We start from the raw sequence: 19,962 nt of genomic DNA, 5'->3' as shown, positions 1-19,962 counted from the left end.
ACCTTCTGGCTGGACCAGTGAAATGACGTTTGATGCATCATGGTTGGTGACAAGACATTCCTGAATACCGTATTCGAATTTTTGCAAGCGAGTTAAGTAAATCGTTGCCTTATCCCTCCATCCCAAAAACAACCGTCCCAACTTCCCCATCGGGGAGCCGGGACGGCCGAATGCCTATCAGCTGTATCAGCCTTTTGCTGCTTTCCACTCATCGAATTGTTTTTGTTTCTCTGCAATAATCTTATCTACGCCGGAAGCCTTCAGCTTATCAAGGAATTGCGCGATGTATTTATCCGGATCAACGGTACCTGCGTTAAGCGTACCGAAGTACTCCTTGTAAACGTTGACGGAAGCGGCAACTTCGCTTTTCACACTATCGCTATTAAACGTGAAGCCAAGGGCGACCGATGGTTTGGCCGAATCGTTAAACGCTTGGAACAGTTCCCATTTCTGCGGATTTTCCGTATCGAACAAGTAGTTAAGGAATTGGTTGCCGATCTGCCAGTTTGTTCCCGGGCTGTATGCCGAATTCGCTGCTTCTACACCTTCCGGGTACTTGATGACATTATCCGACACCTTCACATAGTGTTTGCCTTCGATACCGTAGTTCACCAGGTTGTTTAACGTTTTGTCCGAGTGCAGCAAGTTAATGAGCATCATGGCGCGTTCTGGATTTTTGGACGTACGGGAAATCGCCAGCATGGAACCTGTCGTATCACCCGTAGTAGTCGTTGGTTCTGTCAGCTCCACTTGTACGAGCGGAACACCAACCGTACGCATCACTTCTTCCGCAGCTCCCGGTTTCAGCGAAGCCGTATAACTGAACACTTTGCCGGCTTTCATCAGCTCATCCGGTTTCACCTTTGTTGTTGCAGCGTCTCTATTGATATAACCGGCTTGATACCATTTGCGGCTTAGCTCCGCTGCTTCTTTAAACTCAGGTGTTGCAGGCTCGTTCAGAATGACAGTCTCGCTGCCAACCTTATGCAGGACGCCTGGAACCGTGTTGTCGCCAAGCGAGTCGAAGTTTAGATTCGTCAGCAAGCCGCTATCGCTCGATACATAGAATGGCGTCATGCCTGCTTCTTTTTCTTTCACCGTCTTCAGCATGGGCTCAAGGTCTGCAGCCGTATGAATCGTGCTGACGTCAAAACCATATTTCTCGACAATATCTTTGCGCAGCAGCAAGCCTCTGGATGCAGCAAGCTCTTTGTTCGTCGGTACGGCGTAATTACGCCCATTCACTTTCGATCCATCCAGGAATGCCGGATTCATGACTTCTTTCATTTCTTTGCCGTATTGATCGATAAGATCGGTCAGATCAAGGAAAGCGCCTTTTCCGACATTCACAGTAAACCCGTTCCAAGCCGCTGTGAAAATAAGGTCTGCCGGTTGAGAGGATGAAATCATAAGATTGATTTTGCTATCCCAGCTGCCCCAGTCGATCGGCACCAAATCCAGCTTGGCATTGATTTTATCTTTCAAATAATCATTGATTGCCGCTTCTACCTCTTTTTCATCTTTTTGAGGAGAACCCGGATAGTAGAGTGTTAACTCCGCTTCTTCCAGTTTTGGCGCTTCTGATTCGGCCGGCTCTGTTGTGGCCGATGCACTCGCGCTCGGCTGTTCGGATGCCTGAGCGTTATTTGCCGTATTGCCATTGTTGCTGGTCCCGCAGGCTGTCATCACCAATCCAAGTGCACAAGCCATTGCAATCGCGGAATACCGTTTCCTTTTCCTCTTCATCATTCTATAACCCTCCCTAGTAAATAAGTAACGATCTATATGCTAACCGGACAAACCATTATCAGTAGTATAGCTTGCCGGGATTAGCCTTTAACAGCGCCAATCGTAAGACCTTTTACGAAATATTTTTGGAAAAACGGGTACGCGAGAATAATAGGTCCAATCCCGATAACCGCCATCGCCATACGAATGGCTTCGCTTGGAAGCTGAAGTGTGCCGCCGCCGCGGGTAAGTGCTTCAGATGCTTGCACATTGGAAGTGAGATATTGGATGTTGAGCATGGTTTTGTACATCAGATACTGCACGCTGACCGTCTCGTTGTCGCTAATAAAGATGAGGCTGAGAAACCAGTCGTTCCAGTACAATAGCGTGTTAAACAAAGCGATAGTGGCGATAACCGGCAGCGATAACGGGAGAACGATTTTATAAAAGATTTTGAACTCGCCGGCTCCGTCAATCGTCGCTGCCTCGATTAATGCGCCGGGGATCGTCGTCTGGAAGAAGGTGCGCATGATAAGAATATTGAACGGCTGCACCAGCATCGGTATGATAAGCGCCCATATCGAATCCCCCATATGAAGATATTTGACATAGACGAGATACCAGGGAACAAGCCCCCCGTTGAACAGCATTGTGAAGAAGATGAAGAAAGCAAAGCCGTTACGGTAAGGAAGCTCCCGGCGGGATATCGGATACGCGAATGCTGCCGTTAATAAGAGGCTTAGCAGTGTACCCATAACCGTTACGAATATCGAGACGCCGTATGAGCGTACGATTTGAGCAGAATCCTCGAATAGGAGCTCGTAAGCGATGGTGCTGAAAGCTTTCGGAATGAGCTGGTAGCCATTTTGCAAAATGGACATTTCATCCGTCAACGACACCGCGATAACGAGCACCAGAGGAAACACGCAGGCTATCGTATACAACCAGAACAAAGCCGTAATGACATAGTTGGAACTCTTCGAAATGGCATTGGGAGAATGAGCGGCTCGCGCTGCTTTCATGTCGGGAACCTCCTTAGAAAAGCGCATTGTCGCTGTTGATTTTTTTGACGACATAATTGGATATGAACACGAGAAGAAGTCCGACGACTGACTGATATAAACCCGCTGCGGAAGACATCCCGATATCTCCCATGACCATAAACGATCGGTATACGTAAGTGTCGATAACGTTAGTCGTAGAGTACAAGGCTCCCGTATCAAGCGTTACTTGGAAGAACAGGCCAAAGTCAGCGTAGAAGATCCGTCCGATCTGCATCAGCGTCATTATGATGATTACCGGCATCAGCAGCGGAAGCGTGATGCTTGTCATTTGCTTCCACTTGCTCGCGCCATCAATAAGTGCAGCCTCATAATATTCCTCGTCGATTCCTACTACGGCCGCCAGATAGACAACCGAGAAGTAACCTACGTTTTTCCAAGCATTAATGATGGGCAGAAGAATCGGCCATGCTTCCGGCTTGGCGTACCAGGAGACCGGATCAAGCCCAAGCCACTTGAACAGGACATTGTTTACGAAGCCGTTCTCTTCGCCCAGCATAGCGAACACCAAATAACTAATAACGACCGCGGACAGGAAATAAGGCAGAAACATCGCGCTTTGGAAAAATTTCGCGAGTATCCTGCTCCGAATCTCGTTAAGCGCTAACGCAAAAGCAACGGCAATCACGAGGTTCGTTAGGATGAAAACAACGTTGTAGAGCAGCGTATTGCGGGTAATGTTCCAAGCATCCGTTGTTTCGAATAGAAACCGAAAATTCTCGAAGCCGATCCACGGACTTCCCAGTATCCCCTGCTCGTAGTTAATCTTCTTGAAGGCGATGATGACGCCGAACATCGGCAAATAGTTATTAATAATGACCAGTACGATCGTCGGAATCATCATCAGGTAAAGCATTCGGAATCGCTTCAAATTTCGGAATCCTACACGGCTGGAAACGCTCGCCCCCGCCTTCGTAACTGCCGCATCGGCAGACATCATGGATTCTGTCTTCATCGTTCAAACCTCTCTTTCGCACTTCATGCCTCTATAGAAAGTATAGAAAAATATGACCCCCTCCCTCTACGCAGGCACATGACATAAAAGACGTTTTGGTTACACAAGGTGAAACGGCTGTCGCCGTCTTCTAGCGGAACAGCGCGTTTCATTCCGAGAATTCTAAGCTCTGATAAGGTGCAAAACTTATTAATTCTTAGAATTCAAAAAAAAATGCCGCAAGGCAGGTTCCCCCCCTTGCGGCATTAATTATGCGGATACACGCTGCATTAAGGCAGCGTTCCATTCGTAATCACAATATCATCGACATAACCCCGATACTGCCCGGTGTTAGAAGGACGGTCGTAATTCAAAATAATTCGATCAATGGTTTTGCCCGACAGCACTGTACCGATGTTGGATTTGATATTGGTCCATGCGTTTAACGGAATGGCCCCGCCATGTCCTGCATTCGGGTGCATGCTGTATCCGTTGTAGTCGACAGCCCCGCTGTCGCGCAGCGTCGAACCGTCCGTCATGATCAAGTCAACAGCCACATAGCGGGCGTTGTCTACCTGCGGGTACAGCCAATAACCAAGCTTGGTTGCGGCTGTAATCGGAATATTGACGTCAAACACTTTGCACTTGGCGTACGATATGGATGTGCTGTTATCCGTACCCGAGAACATCAAGGTTGCCGTTCCCGTATGAGGCGATTCGAGGCGCGGAGAACATTCCGGATTAATGCCTGCCGTATAACCGGATACATTGGAGCTTCCGTCCAGCGTATCCAGCCATGTCGGTGCCGTTTCCGTGCTTTCAAATCCGTTGCTGAATAGAACAGAGCCGCCGGAACCGCTGCCAGGCGTGACCTCAAAGGCCACCATTGTCATTGGCGCGATCGAGTAAGTGAACTGACTGCCGGAATAAGTCTGTGACGTGCTTGAAGTCGGTATAGTCGAAGCGTCGAGTTTCCATACGTTCAGCGTACCGGTAGCGGAAGCAATATTTTGCAATTGTACAGTCGCATCATAGGTCACGCTTGCATCCTTATTAACCGCAATGATGTAGGTTTTGCCGGATGAAGTATCCTTCGAGGATATGAATTCCAGATTCGTTGCGCCTCCTGTACCCGTGAGCAACTGGTTGCCGAAGTGATTGCCGAACATATGGTAAGCATAATACGGCTTATACGGGTTATACGTTGAGTTATCCAGCAAACCAAGCAGATTGGTGCCTGTCTCCGCCAGATTATAGGACATAAACAGGTCTGCTTTGCCTTTAATGGCATTCACAATCGCACTCGCCGAGAAAATCGCATTAAACTCATTATGGTACTTCGCGTTATAAGTGCTGCCGCCATCCTGGTGGCTCATGTTGTATTCCGTAATTGCCGCACCGTACAATTTGCCGGATGGTCCCTTGAAAATATCTCCCGCACCGCCGGATTTAACCGTTGCAATATTATCCTGATAGTGAGGCTTCGTCCAGGCCAGACGCGCGGCATCCGAATTAGTGGGATCCGGACCGTAATCATGCCAGCTCAAAATATCAATCTGGCTTTCGAGCTGTTTGGCCGCATACGATATATAGCCGGTGGAGCTGAGATCCGACCACGCATCTGCCGGTCCGATCAGCTTGATCGAGGAATCCTGTGCCTTCATCGCGTTGCCTACCGTTTGAGCAAAAGTTTTGTAGTCCGCCTGACTCGCGAATTTGCCATCGCCTTCAATCGTCGGCTCATTCCACAGCTCCCAATACTTTATCGTCTTCGATGGTCCTAATACTTGATCCGTATTGTACCGTTTCACAACACCTTTCATGAAGTTGGCGTATTCTGTCCAGTTCGCGGACGTAATCGTACCGCTTGCGTCACGGGTATTCGGTACCCCTGCCGGGAAGCCTGCAATAACAAATACAGGTTGCGCGCCAGCATCAAAAATCGTGTTCAAAATGGCATCCATATCGGTCAACGAAAAGGTTCCTGAAGACGGATACGGATCTCTGCCGTTGTACAGCATGTTCTGAATCGGATTGACGCGCACCGCCTTCATTTTGGCGTCACTGATTCGTGTCTTCAGCGCCGTATTGCCAGCCCACCACGTATATTTATCCGGCGCGCCAACGCCCCAGGCAAACGGATTTACAGTACCCGCATTCGAAGCGGTATCTACGGTGATCGTTGTTGCCGTTCCCGCAAAGCTTACGCCTGCCGGAACTAATAAAGCAACTCCCAACGTTGCAGCAATTGCTGCTCCCGATAAAGCCTTAGCGATCTTTCTCATTCTGGCTTTCATCAATTATTCACCTGCTTTTCATTTTTTTTGTTCCTTATCATCATGCTAACGCCATCCTGCTAATCGTTAAGCCATAACGTTCCGAATTGCGATGCGTTCTTCGATCCGCCTACTCCGGAAGACCATTCAATATAGCCCTCGCGGCCGCCTCCGTCGTTATCGTTCATGAGGAATGAGAAGCCTGCTGCTTTCCGAGATGTGCCGATGCCAAAGCCTTCGAGCTCGGCGAACGGAATGCTCAGCTCGTATACCGTTGTACCCGATGTCTCATTCCGAATGACTGCGATATTGCCAGTTTCCATCAAGCCTGATTTGGCGAAGCCCATTCCTTTAAAAATTTGAGGGGCTGCGCCATCCGGCTTGCCGATCTGGAGTTCGTAAACTTGTGGCCCATAGCCGGTTCCCGCCGCATTAGCTGCGTCGAAAGCCAGCTGCAATGAATCTCCCTGCCACATCGCGCCTCCGGACTGCGGCTGTGAAGCGATATCGTCTTTCACAGTTGCGAGTACATACAGTCTCGATGAATCCCACATCAGCTTAACATCCGCCGATAAGTCGCTGGCCTGCCAGCTTGGGCGATAATCCGCGCTAACTTGTGACGGATCATCTACGATTAAGGACACGGCAGAGGTCCAGCTGTCATCCGCTAATCCGTCGATAACGGGTTGCTGCGCAGCTTGCGATGCCGTCACGGTATAAAGGGCTTGGCTGAAAGGTATTTCTTCATCATCTGCATGTACGGTCCCGGCTACGGTTACTATCCCTTCCGCTCTTGTTCCGCTAAGCGGCATCAAAGAATAAGGGATCGTAACCGATGCGCCGGGGGCGAGTTCGAATGCCGTCTGCTCCAATGCCAATTGCCAGCCTGAAGGTGTGGCAAGAGAGACGGTTCCCGAGGCTGCCTGATCTGTTGTATTCGACAGCCGGATAAATTTCTTATCCGCCACGATCGCCAGCTTTGGAACAACATCGAGCTTGACAGTCTTAGCGGATAATTGGCTCGCAGGCTTAACCGTCGCCTGTACCGTACCTAATTCCGCATCTGCCGGCGGATGCAGCTTAAAGCTGATGATTTGACTCGAATACGGCTTCACGTTGTAGCTTTGAAGGTTGCCTGCCGCAGAAGTGAACCAATTCGCCGGAATCCCTTGCAGCTGCAGCTTGCCCGAGATCGTTTTTTTACTGTAATTGTACACTTCAACCGAGAACGTATTGTCGAAGCCGCGTGTTATTGACGCGTTGCCAATCCGAGTGTAAGGACTGTTCATAATCCATGCTTCATCCGGCTTGCCAGGCTTCCTCTTAGACCGCTTCTCTGTTCTTGGAACTGCGCTCTTCACATACGGCTTAAGATCCCCTTGCACATAGATTGGCTCCGCAGACAGCTGCAAAGTTACCTTTCCTTGTACCGGGGCAACCGTTGTCTCATTCCCATAGAAATCATAGACGGTCACATTTCTCCTCGTGCTTAAGGTAATTGTCTTGGACTCCGTTGACCACACCGCTAACAAAGGATCGGCAGCAGTCCGATTAAATGCGAGCGCAGTAATGCTCTCGTCTTCAAGCGCCACATCTCCCGCATAAGAACGGCCCGACAATACCCGGTTCATCGCTGCCACAGCAGGATAGATCGGCTTTACTTCGCCGCCTAAGCGGGAATCTGCAAGACCATATTGCGTATCTGTAGCAATATTAAAGGAATAAAGCGCATTGTTCTGCACGCCCATTGCCTCGGCAAGAAGGTAACCTTTTACCGTGTAGAGCGCTTGTTTGTCTGCTCCCTGCTCATCGGTTCTCCAGCCCCACTCGGTCAGCCAGATCGGTTTATCCGGCATCTTCGCCTGCACGCCGGCAATGTCATGGACGAAGGAATCCCCTGCTTCCGGATCTCCCGCCTGATACGGGTGAATAACAATGGCATCCGTGTAATCCGCTGCACCGTGAGCGATCATTTCATCCAAGTAACCACCGCCCGTTCCAGACAGACCGCCCATCACAACGGTTGCTTTCGGATCCGCCCGCTTCACCGCCAGATAACCGGCTTTGAGCAGTTCGACATAAGCTTCCGCCGATTGTGTAGGCCTGAAAAATCCGTCTAGATTCGGCTCATTCCAAATCTCCCATTGATGAACGGTATCCTTATAACGCAACACTGTCCGATAAACAAAGTCCGCATATTCGCTTACGGTGCGCGGCGGATAATGATCCGGCATTTCAGCCCGTTCGGGCGCCGTACTCGCCCAAGCTGCACTGTATGCCAGCAAGCCGATCATTTGAAGGCCGTGTTGCTTATTCGTCGCAACGATATTGTCATAGAGGGACCAATCGTATGTGCCCTTCGACGGCTCAATCACATTCCACAAAAAGTCGTTACGGACAAGCTTCGAACCCGATAACTGAATAAGCTCCGCTTCCTGACTGCGAAGATCATCCGTTGGCAAATAATCATAATGGGTTGAGAAGCCTCTAAGCGTATCGGACAAGTCGTGTTCATTCGTTGAAGGCGCCATAATGCTTGCAAATGGCTTCGTCAATGCGGACGAAATACCTCCCTCATCCTCTGCTGCTGCCTCGATCGTAAAGTAACCATAACCCGGCACCTGGAAGGATAATGGAATGATCGCTTCTCCTCCAGCCGGAATGGCAGGAATACCGCTTTCGCCGGAAAGCACCGTTGTACCATTGTCATCCTTGACCGAATAGTGAAGCTTAAGATTCGGTGTTGTTGGCGCCGTTCCGCTATTCAACAGCTTTGCCTCCATATGAATGCTCTTCCCTACAAACACTGAACCAGCTTTAGAGGTTGCAAGCTGCATCACTTTAAGTGTTGCTTCCTCCACTACAGGAGGCAGCAAACCTCCTTTATAAAAGGAGAATTGATCCAGATACCAGTAGCCGGTCCCGTTCTCTTCCGGACTAATGTTGATCCCGTTCACCAGATTCCAGTTAAGCTGCCCGTCTCCTCCGCCGTCTGTGTAAGCGAGCTCTGAAGCCGGGATCGTCACCTGCTCCCAACTGGTTCCCTTCACTTCGATAATCTTGCGGAATTTGTCTCCCCCATCCTTCTCTTCAACGCCAACGGAATAATGCCGGTCCGTTCCATCGCCGTGAATGAGAAATTGAATGGACTGTGTGCCTTCAAGATTCCATTCCGAAGGAGTCGATCCATGTGCTACCAAGCCCCATCCGGCATCGGAACGGGTAAAGTCAAACCGGGCACCTGGACCCGCCGCGCCTTCCGTCTCCGTCTTCGTAATTTGACTGCCCTCGCCTGCCCACAATCCCCAGTCGCCGAACACATCAGGCGAGAATTCATTCGTCAAGCTTGGTTCAAAGCTGCTGAGCGTCATATCGTCAATCGTAATATGACCGGAACGGTTCATTTCCGGACTAATATTGATGGCGTTCACTTTCGCCCAATCGAGATGCTGATCGCCGCCATCCTGATACGCTAGCTCCGACACCGGAATCGTAACAAGCGTCCAGTCTCTTCCTCCGATCGAGACCATTTTGCGGAACTTATCTCCCCCATCCTTTTCCTCCACGCCAACAAAGAATGTCTGCTCTTCTCCATCGCCCTTGGCATAAAACTGGATCGTCTTCATGCCGTCCACCAGCCAATCTGATGGCAGTTCGGCATGTGCGACAAGCCCCCAGCCTAACGCCGAACGGTCATAGTTGATCCGCACCGCTTTGCCGGTTACACCGTCCACACTCTCTTTGGTAACGGAGCTGCCTTCACCCGCCCATAACCCCCAGCCTGCAAATCCATCCGGATCAAACGGATTCGTCCATGCCGTCGCGCCCTCCGCTGCGGATACGCCCTGAGCGGGTAAACAGAGGGGCAGCGTTAACATGAAAATCAACATCCATTTGCCGAACACCTTCCCTTTCTTCCTCAATTCATCTCCTCCTTTTCGACTGCGTACTCCACAGTCAACATCGTTTGCCAATGTTCACCTGAATGATACCTTCAAAGGAAGCGCTTTCTCAATCATGCACGGTGACTATTTAGACGATTCCGTTACTTTATCGCCATAGAAATAGCCTCCAACCGTATAGTTGAAGGCTTCTGATGCTACTTGCTGTATTTTTGCCGGTATTCCTTCGGGCCGATCCCTACGATTTTACGGAATACTTTGGCGAAGTGGGATAGATTCATATATCCGACCGCCTCAGCGATATCCGAAACTTTGCGGTCCGTATCCGAGAGAAAGGACTTGGATTTCTCCACTCGTGCCTGAAGGATGTAATCGGAAAGGGAGATGCCGGTTTCTTTCTTATACAACCGGGATAAGTAAGCAGGGTTCAAGTATACATGCTTTGCAATTTCCTCCCGATTCAACCCTTCATCCATTAAATGTTGTGCGATAAACTGATGGATCGTTTCAATAACGGCCCGCGTATCCGGCACTTGTCCGTGATACACTTCGTAGGACTCATGAAGCGCCTGCTCGGCCCACGATTGGAACTGGGATAAAGAGCGGATTGTTCCTCTTACTGCATAACTGCTATGGATGAGCAATCCCTTCCGGTGGAAAGACCGATAGATGAGATGCTTGATTGAAGTCGTCAGCATATCAATCGTGTCCGATGTCGTGTCCCGCTCTCGGAGCTCCTGCACCGTATTATCCAGCCGTTTGAGAAGCTCTTGCTTGTTACCCGCTTCGAACAAGACCAGCCAATCCTCGGCGGGGGCAAACGGAATAACCTGTGCCGACTTTTTCCAAGGTTCAGACCATAAAAAGACATCATTGGATCTCGTCATATTATCCTGTTCCTGCTCCAGCAGCATTTTATAAGATGCAGGCAAGTGGATCAGCTCCGCTGATTCCCCGATATAACAGGAGATTTCGCAATAGAAATAACGGCTGGCCGCTTCAAGCAGCAGCCTGCACCGTTCCTTAAGTTCGGCTAGTCCATCTTCCCCCACTGTGCTGTTGTACAACAAAGCAACGTTTACACCTGACCGATCCTGCAGCACAACGCCGCGTCCACCTGTTAGTAATATTTCCGCAGCCGAATTACGGATTGCATACTCCATAATTTCCTCATCCCTCGTATCAAGCGCTTTATTCCAGTGCTCAACACTGATCAGAATTGGAAGCACGGTCTGGTTGGAGGAAAGCGGCAAATTGTACAGGTGGATCGCTTCATCAATATTATCCGGGGTCGCCGCAATCCGCTGGCTGAGCAGATCCTGCCAGAATCGTTCAATCAACAGCGGTTTTTGCTGCACCCAGCGGTCATGGTAATGTCGAAACGTTTCCTGATAGGCTTTGGCCTCGCGTTTATCCTTGATTTCCTTAAGTGCCTGCTCGATTACCTTCTTGAGTTCCTCATAATCGATAGGCTTCAATATATATTCGTAGCTGCCGAGATGCACGGCCTGCTGGGCGTAACTGAAATTGGCGTGTCCCGTCAAAAAAATAGTCTCCGCCTCCGGGAAATTTTCCCTCGTCCACTCCAGAAGCTGAATGCCGTTGTCGCCGGGCATCTCAATGTCCGAGAGAAGAAGATCGACATGTTCCCGGTTCATCAGTTCCTTCGCCTGCTTAACGCTATAGGCTTCGTAGATGTTACCAATGGGCAGATCGCTCCAATCAATTCCCTGTGTAATGCCGGCAACCGAATATTTCTCATCATCCACGATTAGCAAGTTAAACATGCTTATGGCCCCCGCCTTCCGATGAAGTGTCAATTGGCAGCAGCAAACGAACGATTGCTCCATTGCTGTTCCTAAATTGCACTTCCGCCTTGTCGCCGAAAAATAATTGCAGCCGATGAATGACATTCCAAATACCGATATGACTGCCGTCAGCTTCTTCCATATAACTGCCCGAAGCGAGCTTCTCCAATTGCTCGGGCGGGAACCCTTCACCGTTATCGCTGATCACAACGGCGAACCGATCCGGCTGATCCGGTACCGCTTCCGTGTACATACGGATGAAGAACGGATCGCCTTCCATCCGCATCCCGTGAATGATGGCATTTTCCACAAAAGGCTGAATCGATAAAGCGGGAATAGATTGTTCTCCCCATGGAGCAGTGATCTCGATCTCGAAGTCCAGCATATCCGGATACCGCAGCTTCTGGATTTCCAGGTAATTCTGAATATGCTTCATCTCTTCGCTCACCGTTACATGGGTCCGGTTCGTTCTAATCGTAAATTTGAAGTAGTTCGCCAAATGCAGCGCCATCTTCTGAACATTAATGTAATTCTTCAGCGTTGCCAAGCTATAGATGATATGAAGGCTGTTCAAATAAAAATGAGGGTTGATCTGTACCTGCAGATGCTTGAGTTCTGCTTCCTTGACGCGAAGCTCTTGTTCATAAATACCGATCCGCAGCTGTTTGATCTGATCGGCCATATTGTTATAGGTAGACGATAGGAAGGAAAGCTCGCTTGTATCGTCCTCGGCCAGCCTATAGTCCAAATCACCGTGGGTAATCCGCCTCATGCCGCGGATCAAGTCGCTTAACGGCCCAAAGAGCACCTTCTTGAGCAGCAGCACATACAGGCCTAGTACAAACGCAGCGCCGATCGGTATGATCCAAGACGCCCGGAGGAAAAAGGTGAGCCTTTGCATTAAACTTTGCTCCGGCACAAGGACCACGATACTGATATCCGACTGTCCGGATTTGGTCCCGACGGCCAGCTTCTTGCCTCCCGGTTGATCCAATACCCAATAGGAATTGTCCATTCGATCCAGATGGGGTCTTAAGTCTTCCAGTCCGTCATCGGTTAAGGAGGATGGCGTTAACGGCTTGCCGCTCGAATCAAGAACGGCAACTTCTCCGTCTCCACCTAGATTTAATTGACTGAATGGCGCAAGCAAACTATCCAAGTCGATCCAAGCTCCCAGTACGACATCGCGGGAGGCATAAACAGTTATGACTAATCCGTAATCACGGCCATTCTGGAATACGGTCCATCCGGTGTTGTCGGTGGTGCTTCCTTTATTCATCCAATTAGCCAGATCGCCAAAATCCTCGTAATTGCCATCAGTAACCGTCAAATCCTGCGCGCTTCGTGAATACACGAAGAACGTATCAATCGTGCTGTACAGCTCGAGATCATCTCGGAGCCGGTTAATAATGCGGGCTTTGCGCAGCTGATATTCCCCGTCGCTCTCTGGGTACAAATTCAGGGACAGCATATCCGGATCGCTGGCTGCCCGCGTCAGTATATATTTGCCCGTATCCTCGAGCACTTGATCGACTTTGCTTTGCATAAACATATGGACTAAATCGTTATTGGAAGAAGCAACCTTCTCCCGTACGACGTGAATGGCGTAAAAATTCGTATAGAGATGATAGGCGACAAGCGGAGCTAGAACAACGACAATGCCGATAATGAGCTTGAACTGGAGAGACTGGATCACCTTCATCGGAATCGATCCTTTATATTGTGGTACCTTCGATTATCTCACAGGCTGCAAAAAGACGTCCACGCATTTGCGTGATTTTTTGAACGTTTTGGTGACTATGTATCACTCTAATGGCGAATTTCTACTTCTGCTCCCGCGGCTGTCCGCATAAACCATAGAAAAATAACTCCATGAATTGATCCGCATGTCGATGCATAAGTTCTTCGCTTCCCGCTTCCCAGTAGCGCCCCATCTCATTCTTGAACATCGTGAAATACATCATCGTCAGTTCCTCTGTCAGATCTCTATGGATATACCCCTCCTGCTTCCCCAGCGCGACAAACTTCATGAAGAAGGGTTCGACCTTTTCCTCCACGTAGTCTTTCATCAATTGCGCCAATCCGCTCCATTCAGAAGATGCAGCTTGCGTAAACACATCCGAAATGATTTTTAAGTTTTTAGCTTCGATTAGCATGATATTCTTCATTTTCTCAGGAAAGGAACGTCCAGAAGCAACAATATTCTCATATTGCTGCAACTGCTTGTCCATCCAGTTCATCAGCATATCGGCGTAGAGCTGTTCTTTGGTTCCAAAATAGTTATAAATTGTAGCAGGCGAAACATTCGCCATCTGGGCGATCTCGTTGATGCTGACCTTCTGATACCCGTATTTGCTAAAAAGTTGCAAGGAAACGTTGTAAATCTGATCGATTTTTTTCTGTTTTCGTCGTTCGTAGCCGTTCATTTACTTCACCTCACTAGAAGTGTAGCTCAACTTTTAGAGTGATTCAATAATTTAAGTACAAAATATATTGAAACTGCACGCCTTGAAAGTTATAATCATTTTGTAGTGATTAATTACATATACTATAAAACTTTAAAGGACGCGGGGAGTGTAATGAAATGAATCAACTGCGAATTCCTACGTTTTTACATGATGTCTTTGGAGAAGTTCAGCGTGTAGGAAACCTTCTGGCTATTCTGCTTTTTGGAGGACTGCTGACTTTGGGGTTATATTTCCTATTTCCCGAAATGACTGAATCTTTGCCAGTATGGCGCAGTGCTCTGGCCTTGTTATTCATGTTCGATATCTTCTCTGGTTGCGTCGCTAATTTTACAGCTTCCACCAGCAACTTCTATGCAGCTCGGAAAATCAATCGAATCGTGTTCATAACGATCCACTTTCACATCGTGCTTGTATCGTTGTTACTGCAAACAGAAATGTGGCACTCCATTGCTGTTTGGGCTTATACGATCATAGGGGCTTTTATCGTGAACGCCTTGATCGGCAACCATTCACAACGTTTTGTTGCAGGCTTGCTCCTATCCATCGGACTTAGCTGTATCCCTTTATTGCCCAATATAGAGCCCTATATGTTAGTCACTTGTCTCCTATTTATGTTGAAAGTGTTGTTTAGCTTCTCTGTTGATCATTACAGCAAAACGATCAATAACACCGAGGAACAAGTATGAGTTCAATCTATCGAGTCGCCAAGCTGACAAGGTCAGACAAACCCTTATTCGTTGCGCTTATGAGCAAGGCATTTGCCCGAGACCCTCTATTCCTGCATGTGTTTGGTCATTCAGCACTCGACGGCAATGCGCGAAGAAGAGTGACCGCTTTTGTTAGCTTTCTATTTGACAAAAGCTTCTGGCTCAATGAAGAGACGTGGGGTTGTTTTGAAAATGATAACTTACTAGGCGCTTACGTGGTCGAGAAGCCGCAAGCAAGCAAGGTTCAGAAGGCGAGAGATTTGTGGCTGCTGTGGGGATTGATTCCTTTACTTATTCATTTACCCGGAACAACGTTGCGCAGACTTAATTCCTATATGCGTATCACGCGATCAGTTGCTCCCTCATCATCGCATCACTACCTGATTATGATTGGAGTCGAACCTCAGTCACAAGGCAAGGGAGTCGGTACAACACTGCTGAGTCACTTGTTAAATGCAGCAGAAAGAGACCCAGAATCGCACGGAGTCGCACTGGATACGGAAAACCATGAAAATGTAGACTTATATCGACGATTTGGATTTACTTTAACCGAAGAAACCCAGATTGATCAATTACCTGTTTATTGCATGTTTTACCCAGCTCAATGAACCTATTCGAATTGACGTAACCCCAAGTCAGAATCTCATTCCATGGACCGGTGTCTTTCATGGGACAATTTACAAGATATCTATTTACAATAAATTTTGCCCATGGTAAACTTTTATGTACGGAGTAAACATTTTATCCTTAAAAATTTTTAGCCAAAATGTTTCCCTCAGGCAAAACAAATGGCTTAGAGAAACTCGGAAGAGGAGGAGCTTTAAATGAAAGAAATGAAAAGGGTGTTTTCATCTCTTATTGTTTTAATGCGTATTCTTTTTGGAATAGGCTGGCTGTTGGCAGGGTTAACCAAAATCATTGAAAAGTCATGGTTTAAAGAACCAGGGTTATTTTTGAGAGAGTATCTATTGGATTCATTACAAAATCCAAATACCCCGACCTTTTATAAGTTTTTCATTGAGAATGTAGCTTTAGAACATGTGATGATTTTGAACTATGTTATCCCAATAGTCCAGATTATACTTGGCATATTCCTTATAGCGGGCTTATTTACCATACATTCTATCCTTATTTGTCTCTTTATGCACATAGGCTTCATTCTTTCTGGAAATATGAATTTAATAAGTCTTGTTCTTTATACAAGTGCGTTTTCATTAATTATTTTCAGGTCAGATGCATTTCACTTCAGTCTCGATAAGTATTTTAATTTAGATACTCTGTTGACCATCAATGAAAACAAAAGAGGACAAGCAGTCCCCATACCATCTAACAAATAAAAACGATTCGCTGGAACGTCCGTAAACGGTGTATTCTTAGCCGATCCAGCATTAGTATCAACGTTAGAGGCCTCCAACGCTTCAACTATCCCACCGCGTCTTGCCGTCTCGATAAGCAGCTTGATAAACTCTGCTCGAGTAATCGGCCGATTAGGCTCGAAACGATCGGCTGCCACGCCATTGGCGATATGGCGGCTAACCAATACTGCAACCTCTGAATGTCCCCAATGGTTCAATAGATCTTCGAACGCCGGCTCATAGACCATGACCCGTACTCGCCTAACTGCTCTACATCAACGCTGATGACGCCGGATTGCTCATGAACGACCCCGCCGACATAGCTCCAGCCGTCTCTCGCGGACTCGTCTCTTTTTTAAATACCGAATGTGCGCGCATCGCGCTCGGCATTAGAGCTTGCTTGATAAGATATGGACAATCTTATCGGAAGCTTAGGGACTACGCCGGCGCTGCCGCATCTCCATCTTCCTTCAGCTTATAGGCAAGCTTCACGCCTTTATCGAACGTATTCGGATCTACGATCAGCTTCAACCGACCCTCGAACGCTTCAAATGTGCCGCCTTTAAGGTCCATCAGCCAAGAGCCGCTGCCGCTGCCATTGCCGCCATTCGCCGGAGGTGGATTTCCTCCACCGCCAGGCACCGATCCACCGTCTGCGGCTGTTATCGCCTCTATATATATAATGATCTGGAAGTTTCAGGGAGGTTGAACTATTCTCACCCCCCGGCTTCGTGACCGCCCGTTTGCACAAAAAAAACAGCAGGCCTGCGCATGAGAAACCTGCTGTCCCATTATTTCAACAACTTGCTCCGAATGCTCCGGATCTGCGTCTTGATCGTATTCAACGATTTGCTGAGAAGCTCCGCAATTTCCGTGCGGCTGTAGCCGCGCTCCTTGAGCTCGTGAATTTCCCGTTCCGAAGGGGATAACTGCATAAACCGTATTTCCTCTCTCATGACCAAAGCCGCGTCCGAATGGATGGAAGCCTGATCGGCATAGGCCTCGCGGATCGCGCGCACGATATCGGAGAAGCTCGATTTATTGATGTAATTTACGGCCCCATTCTGGAACGCCTTAATAATGATCTCTTTTTCCGTCAATGACGTTAACATAATAATCTTGATCTTCGACTTGGTGGCGATCATGAGCTCTTTGGTAGTCTCCAGTCCGTCCAATTGATTTTCGGTTAAGTTGATGTCCATTAGTACCACGTCGATGTCCAGTATACCCGCCTCTTCCAGCGCTTCCCTCTTTGTCGACGCCGCTTTGACAATCTCGATATCCGTCTCCTTATTCAAGTCGGCAACAAGCTGCTCTCGCCAGAAGCTGTCATCCTCCACCAGCATAACTCGTATTTTATGCTCCATCCCGGTCATTCCCCTTATATCGCGCCGATCCGCAGAGCTGCGGAACGATCTGGTATTTTCATCATACGTACCCTTTTGGCCGGAAATCGGAGTTCCATCCGCGTTCCCTTCCCCTGCTCCGTCTCTGCCAGACGGATGCTGCCTCCATGCTTCTGCATTACGCCGTAGCAGTAGTTCAGGCCGAGACCGTAGCTCCCTACTCCCTTCTTCGTCGTAAAAAATGGATCGAACATCCGCGCCGCGCTTTCATTTGATATCCCTGACCCGTTGTCTTGGACCCCAATTACGACTTCCTTCTTGGCCTCCAGCAAGGATATGGAGATTTTTCCGTTTCCGGGTCCAATCGCATCCAGAGCGTTAACGAGCAGGTTGCTCAGTACCTCTTGGATATGGGATTTGTCGCACAGAATAACCGGATCGCACTGTATATCTTTTGAAACACTAATCTGCTTGGCCTGCAGCATAGGCTCTAATGCCATGAGGCTGTATTCCAGCACGTCCGCCATACGATGTTCCTCCTCATGCAGCACGATATCGCCGGTTCTTTCTTTGATTTGGTTCATCATATTCAGGATATGCTCCCCCACCCGGTCCAATTGGGTCAGATCGCGCAGCATGTCTTCTTTATCGTTTTGAAGGATGGAATTTCTCATTCTGCTGCTGAGGTAGTTGATTTTCTGCACTTCATTTTTAATCGTATGATTCAAAATGAGCGCCCCTTGCGTCAAATTTTTCATGGAATAGTCCATTTTCTGCTTCTCGATCCGGAGCTTGATCCCCATGAAGCCGTACTTCATTCCGTAGTAAATGAAGAAGGCCGCAAACACAAGAGCGATTATAAGCCACATGTTATTGCTCGTCATCACCATTCCTTCGCGGCTGATGATTACCCGTTCAATACCGATATAATCCGTAGCGTATAGAAAACTAACGCACGGGATTAGAGCCGCCGCGGTACGGAAGCTGTTTTTCCTATAAGACGCGTTCCGTTCGGTTACATACCGCAGCGCATAAATCGCGAGCCCCGTCAGAAAATAAGCGCCGGAGATCATGCGGAACGACAGGTGACCGCCCAAATGCAGATCGGGATATAGCGGCGGAACCGCAGTCAAGTAAACGAGAATGGGCACAGGCCCGATCAGACCGAACATAATAATGGCCCTTCGGCGGAACAATCGGGTGAATACCAGCGAGCACATCAGCAACAGGTACGGCACAAAGTGATATTCCACACCCCAAGCCGCCATCGAGAACAACCTTACAGACTCGATCGCTTCAGGCGAGAATAGGGACGACTCGCTCATCCAAGGCAATACTTGCACGTTAAGCACGACCGAGAAGCTTGCAAAACCAGTGACGAACAAGAACAAACTGAACCAGCGCGTGTGCGGATTTGCCGAATTATTGACCAGCATCACCGTGCCGATCGTCCACAAGGACAGAAATATGGTGCAGTATAGAATGACCATCCCAATAGCCTCCATTGCATTTAACTCTGAGTACAACACTTAGACCGGGTGAGAAAAGTTCAACCTTATGCATATTTCCGGATGCTTTTATAATGAGAACAGAAGCGAGGATGACGAATCCTCAAGCTTAATTCGATCATAAGGATAGGGATGATGATGATGAAAAAATGGAAATTTCTAGTCGCGACGGTATTGGGAATGACTTTAGTGTTCGGCGCAGCAGTGCCGGCGTTTGCGGCAAAAGCCGAAGCCAAGCCTGAGGCAAGAAAAGCTGAAGCTAAACCTGAAGCAAAAAAAGCTGAAGCTAAACCTGAAGCGGCGGCAAAAGCCGAAGCCAAGCCTGAAGTGTAATACTGCTCTCCTTAGTTGTTTGCTTCCTCCATCTTACTCGCCTCTCTTTCCCGACGGATAGAGTATAAACTTCCCGATTTCGGGAAGTTTTCTTGGGAATATATCTTGACGTGTCCGGCCCGATTCCCGGGAGATGCATTGCCTTGCTGTTGTCATTGTGGGAATTCAATTATGGTCTTCTCATCGCTCTCAGCATCAGGATTAAATGTGGAGGCTAGCTATTCGGATCTCGAAGACGGTCGATTACCAGAATAATAAGGGCTTGGCTGTGGCGGCAAACCCTTCGTCTTACTTATGGTATGTTCACCGCGCTAACTGTAACGGCAAATTATTCTTCTGGAGCTATTGTTGCAAACGAATGCTGTTGGTATAATATAGGAAATGAATTGAAGGGCACTGCTTCCCTGGCCACGCTAGAGGGGCTGTCCCATAAGGTCAATTCATTGACCTGAGGGCTAGCCCCGTTTTTGTCTAAAGAAATAACAAAAAGAAATCGTTTCTTGGTAAAATGGAAGTGCGACCCACCATTTACGAAA

Annotated in this window: 17 protein-coding genes; 4 read left to right on the top strand and 13 right to left on the bottom strand. The window is 48.4% G+C overall.

Features of this window, described 5'->3' with window-relative positions:
• Positions 1-186 precede the first annotated feature (186 nt).
• The 8 genes from RB620_RS21300 to RB620_RS21265 all read right to left on the bottom strand — a co-directional run bounded on the left by RB620_RS21300 (position 187) and on the right by RB620_RS21265 (position 14,135).
• Entirely contained in the window at positions 187-1,749 is a 1,563-nt protein-coding gene (locus RB620_RS21300; RefSeq protein WP_308097838.1) for an ABC transporter substrate-binding protein, read from the bottom strand.
• A gap of 80 nt (positions 1,750-1,829) precedes the next feature.
• Positions 1,830-2,750: a carbohydrate ABC transporter permease gene (locus RB620_RS21295; protein ID WP_308097836.1), complete on the bottom strand. Its 921-nt coding sequence runs from the start codon at positions 2,748-2,750 to the stop codon at positions 1,830-1,832.
• A 13-nt stretch (positions 2,751-2,763) separates the two neighbouring features.
• Positions 2,764-3,744 carry an ABC transporter permease gene (locus RB620_RS21290; RefSeq protein ID WP_308097833.1) on the bottom strand — a complete coding sequence of 327 codons (981 nt, stop codon included), beginning with the start codon at positions 3,742-3,744 and terminating at the stop codon, positions 2,764-2,766.
• Positions 3,745-4,013: 269 nt separating this feature from the next.
• Positions 4,014-6,020 carry a GH39 family glycosyl hydrolase gene (locus RB620_RS21285; RefSeq protein WP_308097831.1) on the bottom strand — a complete coding sequence of 669 codons (2,007 nt, stop codon included), beginning with the start codon at positions 6,018-6,020 and terminating at the stop codon, positions 4,014-4,016.
• Positions 6,021-6,079: 59 nt separating this feature from the next.
• The gene (locus RB620_RS21280) at positions 6,080-9,922 is read right to left on the bottom strand and encodes a sugar-binding protein (protein ID WP_308097828.1); all 3,843 of its coding nucleotides are present in this window, start codon (positions 9,920-9,922) and stop codon (positions 6,080-6,082) included.
• 176 nt (positions 9,923-10,098) lie between these two features.
• Positions 10,099-11,688 carry a response regulator transcription factor gene (locus tag RB620_RS21275; protein WP_308097826.1) on the bottom strand — a complete coding sequence of 530 codons (1,590 nt, stop codon included), beginning with the start codon at positions 11,686-11,688 and terminating at the stop codon, positions 10,099-10,101.
• Entirely contained in the window at positions 11,681-13,411 is a 1,731-nt protein-coding gene (locus tag RB620_RS21270; protein WP_308097824.1) for a histidine kinase, read from the bottom strand. Before RB620_RS21270 ends, RB620_RS21275 begins: the two co-directional genes overlap by 8 nt.
• A 121-nt stretch (positions 13,412-13,532) precedes the next feature.
• Positions 13,533-14,135 (bottom strand): TetR/AcrR family transcriptional regulator, encoded by a 603-nt coding sequence (locus RB620_RS21265; RefSeq protein WP_308097822.1) that lies wholly within the window; start codon positions 14,133-14,135, stop codon positions 13,533-13,535.
• A 158-nt stretch (positions 14,136-14,293) separates the two neighbouring features.
• Between RB620_RS21265 and RB620_RS21260 the strand changes: the two genes are divergently transcribed.
• From RB620_RS21260 to RB620_RS21250, 3 genes are all read left to right on the top strand, one after another.
• Positions 14,294-14,863 carry a hypothetical protein gene (locus tag RB620_RS21260; RefSeq protein WP_308097821.1) on the top strand — a complete coding sequence of 190 codons (570 nt, stop codon included), beginning with the start codon at positions 14,294-14,296 and terminating at the stop codon, positions 14,861-14,863.
• On the top strand, positions 14,860-15,492 hold the full coding sequence (locus RB620_RS21255; protein WP_308097820.1) for a GNAT family N-acetyltransferase: 633 nt from the start codon (positions 14,860-14,862) through the stop codon (positions 15,490-15,492). Before RB620_RS21260 ends, RB620_RS21255 begins: the two co-directional genes overlap by 4 nt.
• A 216-nt stretch (positions 15,493-15,708) precedes the next feature.
• Positions 15,709-16,221 (top strand): DoxX family membrane protein, encoded by a 513-nt coding sequence (locus RB620_RS21250; RefSeq protein ID WP_308097818.1) that lies wholly within the window; start codon positions 15,709-15,711, stop codon positions 16,219-16,221.
• On the opposite strand, the gene RB620_RS30400 is transcribed toward RB620_RS21250, so the two are convergent.
• From RB620_RS30400 to RB620_RS21235, 4 genes are all read right to left on the bottom strand, one after another.
• Complete coding sequence (locus tag RB620_RS30400; protein WP_374121444.1) at positions 16,125-16,487, bottom strand: S-layer homology domain-containing protein; 363 nt, start codon at positions 16,485-16,487, stop codon at positions 16,125-16,127. The two genes, RB620_RS21250 and RB620_RS30400, sit on opposite strands and share 97 nt — an antisense overlap.
• 190 nt (positions 16,488-16,677) lie before the next feature.
• Complete coding sequence (locus RB620_RS21245) at positions 16,678-16,881, bottom strand: hypothetical protein (protein ID WP_308097816.1); 204 nt, start codon at positions 16,879-16,881, stop codon at positions 16,678-16,680.
• Positions 16,882-17,030: 149 nt separating this feature from the next.
• Complete coding sequence (locus tag RB620_RS21240) at positions 17,031-17,606, bottom strand: response regulator (protein ID WP_308097814.1); 576 nt, start codon at positions 17,604-17,606, stop codon at positions 17,031-17,033.
• A 14-nt stretch (positions 17,607-17,620) separates the two neighbouring features.
• Positions 17,621-19,075, bottom strand: a complete 1,455-nt coding sequence (locus RB620_RS21235; protein WP_308097812.1) for a sensor histidine kinase — start codon at positions 19,073-19,075, stop codon at positions 17,621-17,623.
• A gap of 159 nt (positions 19,076-19,234) precedes the next feature.
• On the opposite strand from RB620_RS21235, the gene RB620_RS21230 reads away from it, so the two are divergent.
• A complete protein-coding gene (locus RB620_RS21230) occupies positions 19,235-19,426 on the top strand; it encodes a hypothetical protein (protein ID WP_308097810.1) in 192 nt (63 codons plus the stop codon).
• Between the two features lie 328 nt (positions 19,427-19,754).
• On the opposite strand, the gene RB620_RS21225 is transcribed toward RB620_RS21230, so the two are convergent.
• Positions 19,755-19,962 (bottom strand): hypothetical protein (locus RB620_RS21225; RefSeq protein ID WP_308097808.1); only part of this gene is annotated, 208 nt, incomplete at its 5' end.

Source organism: Paenibacillus sp. LHD-117, assembly GCF_030929555.1.
In the GTDB taxonomy this organism is placed as follows: domain Bacteria; phylum Bacillota; class Bacilli; order Paenibacillales; family Paenibacillaceae; genus Pristimantibacillus.
Note: the sequence above shows the minus strand (reverse complement) of the source record. Positions and strands in the feature narration are given on the sequence as shown.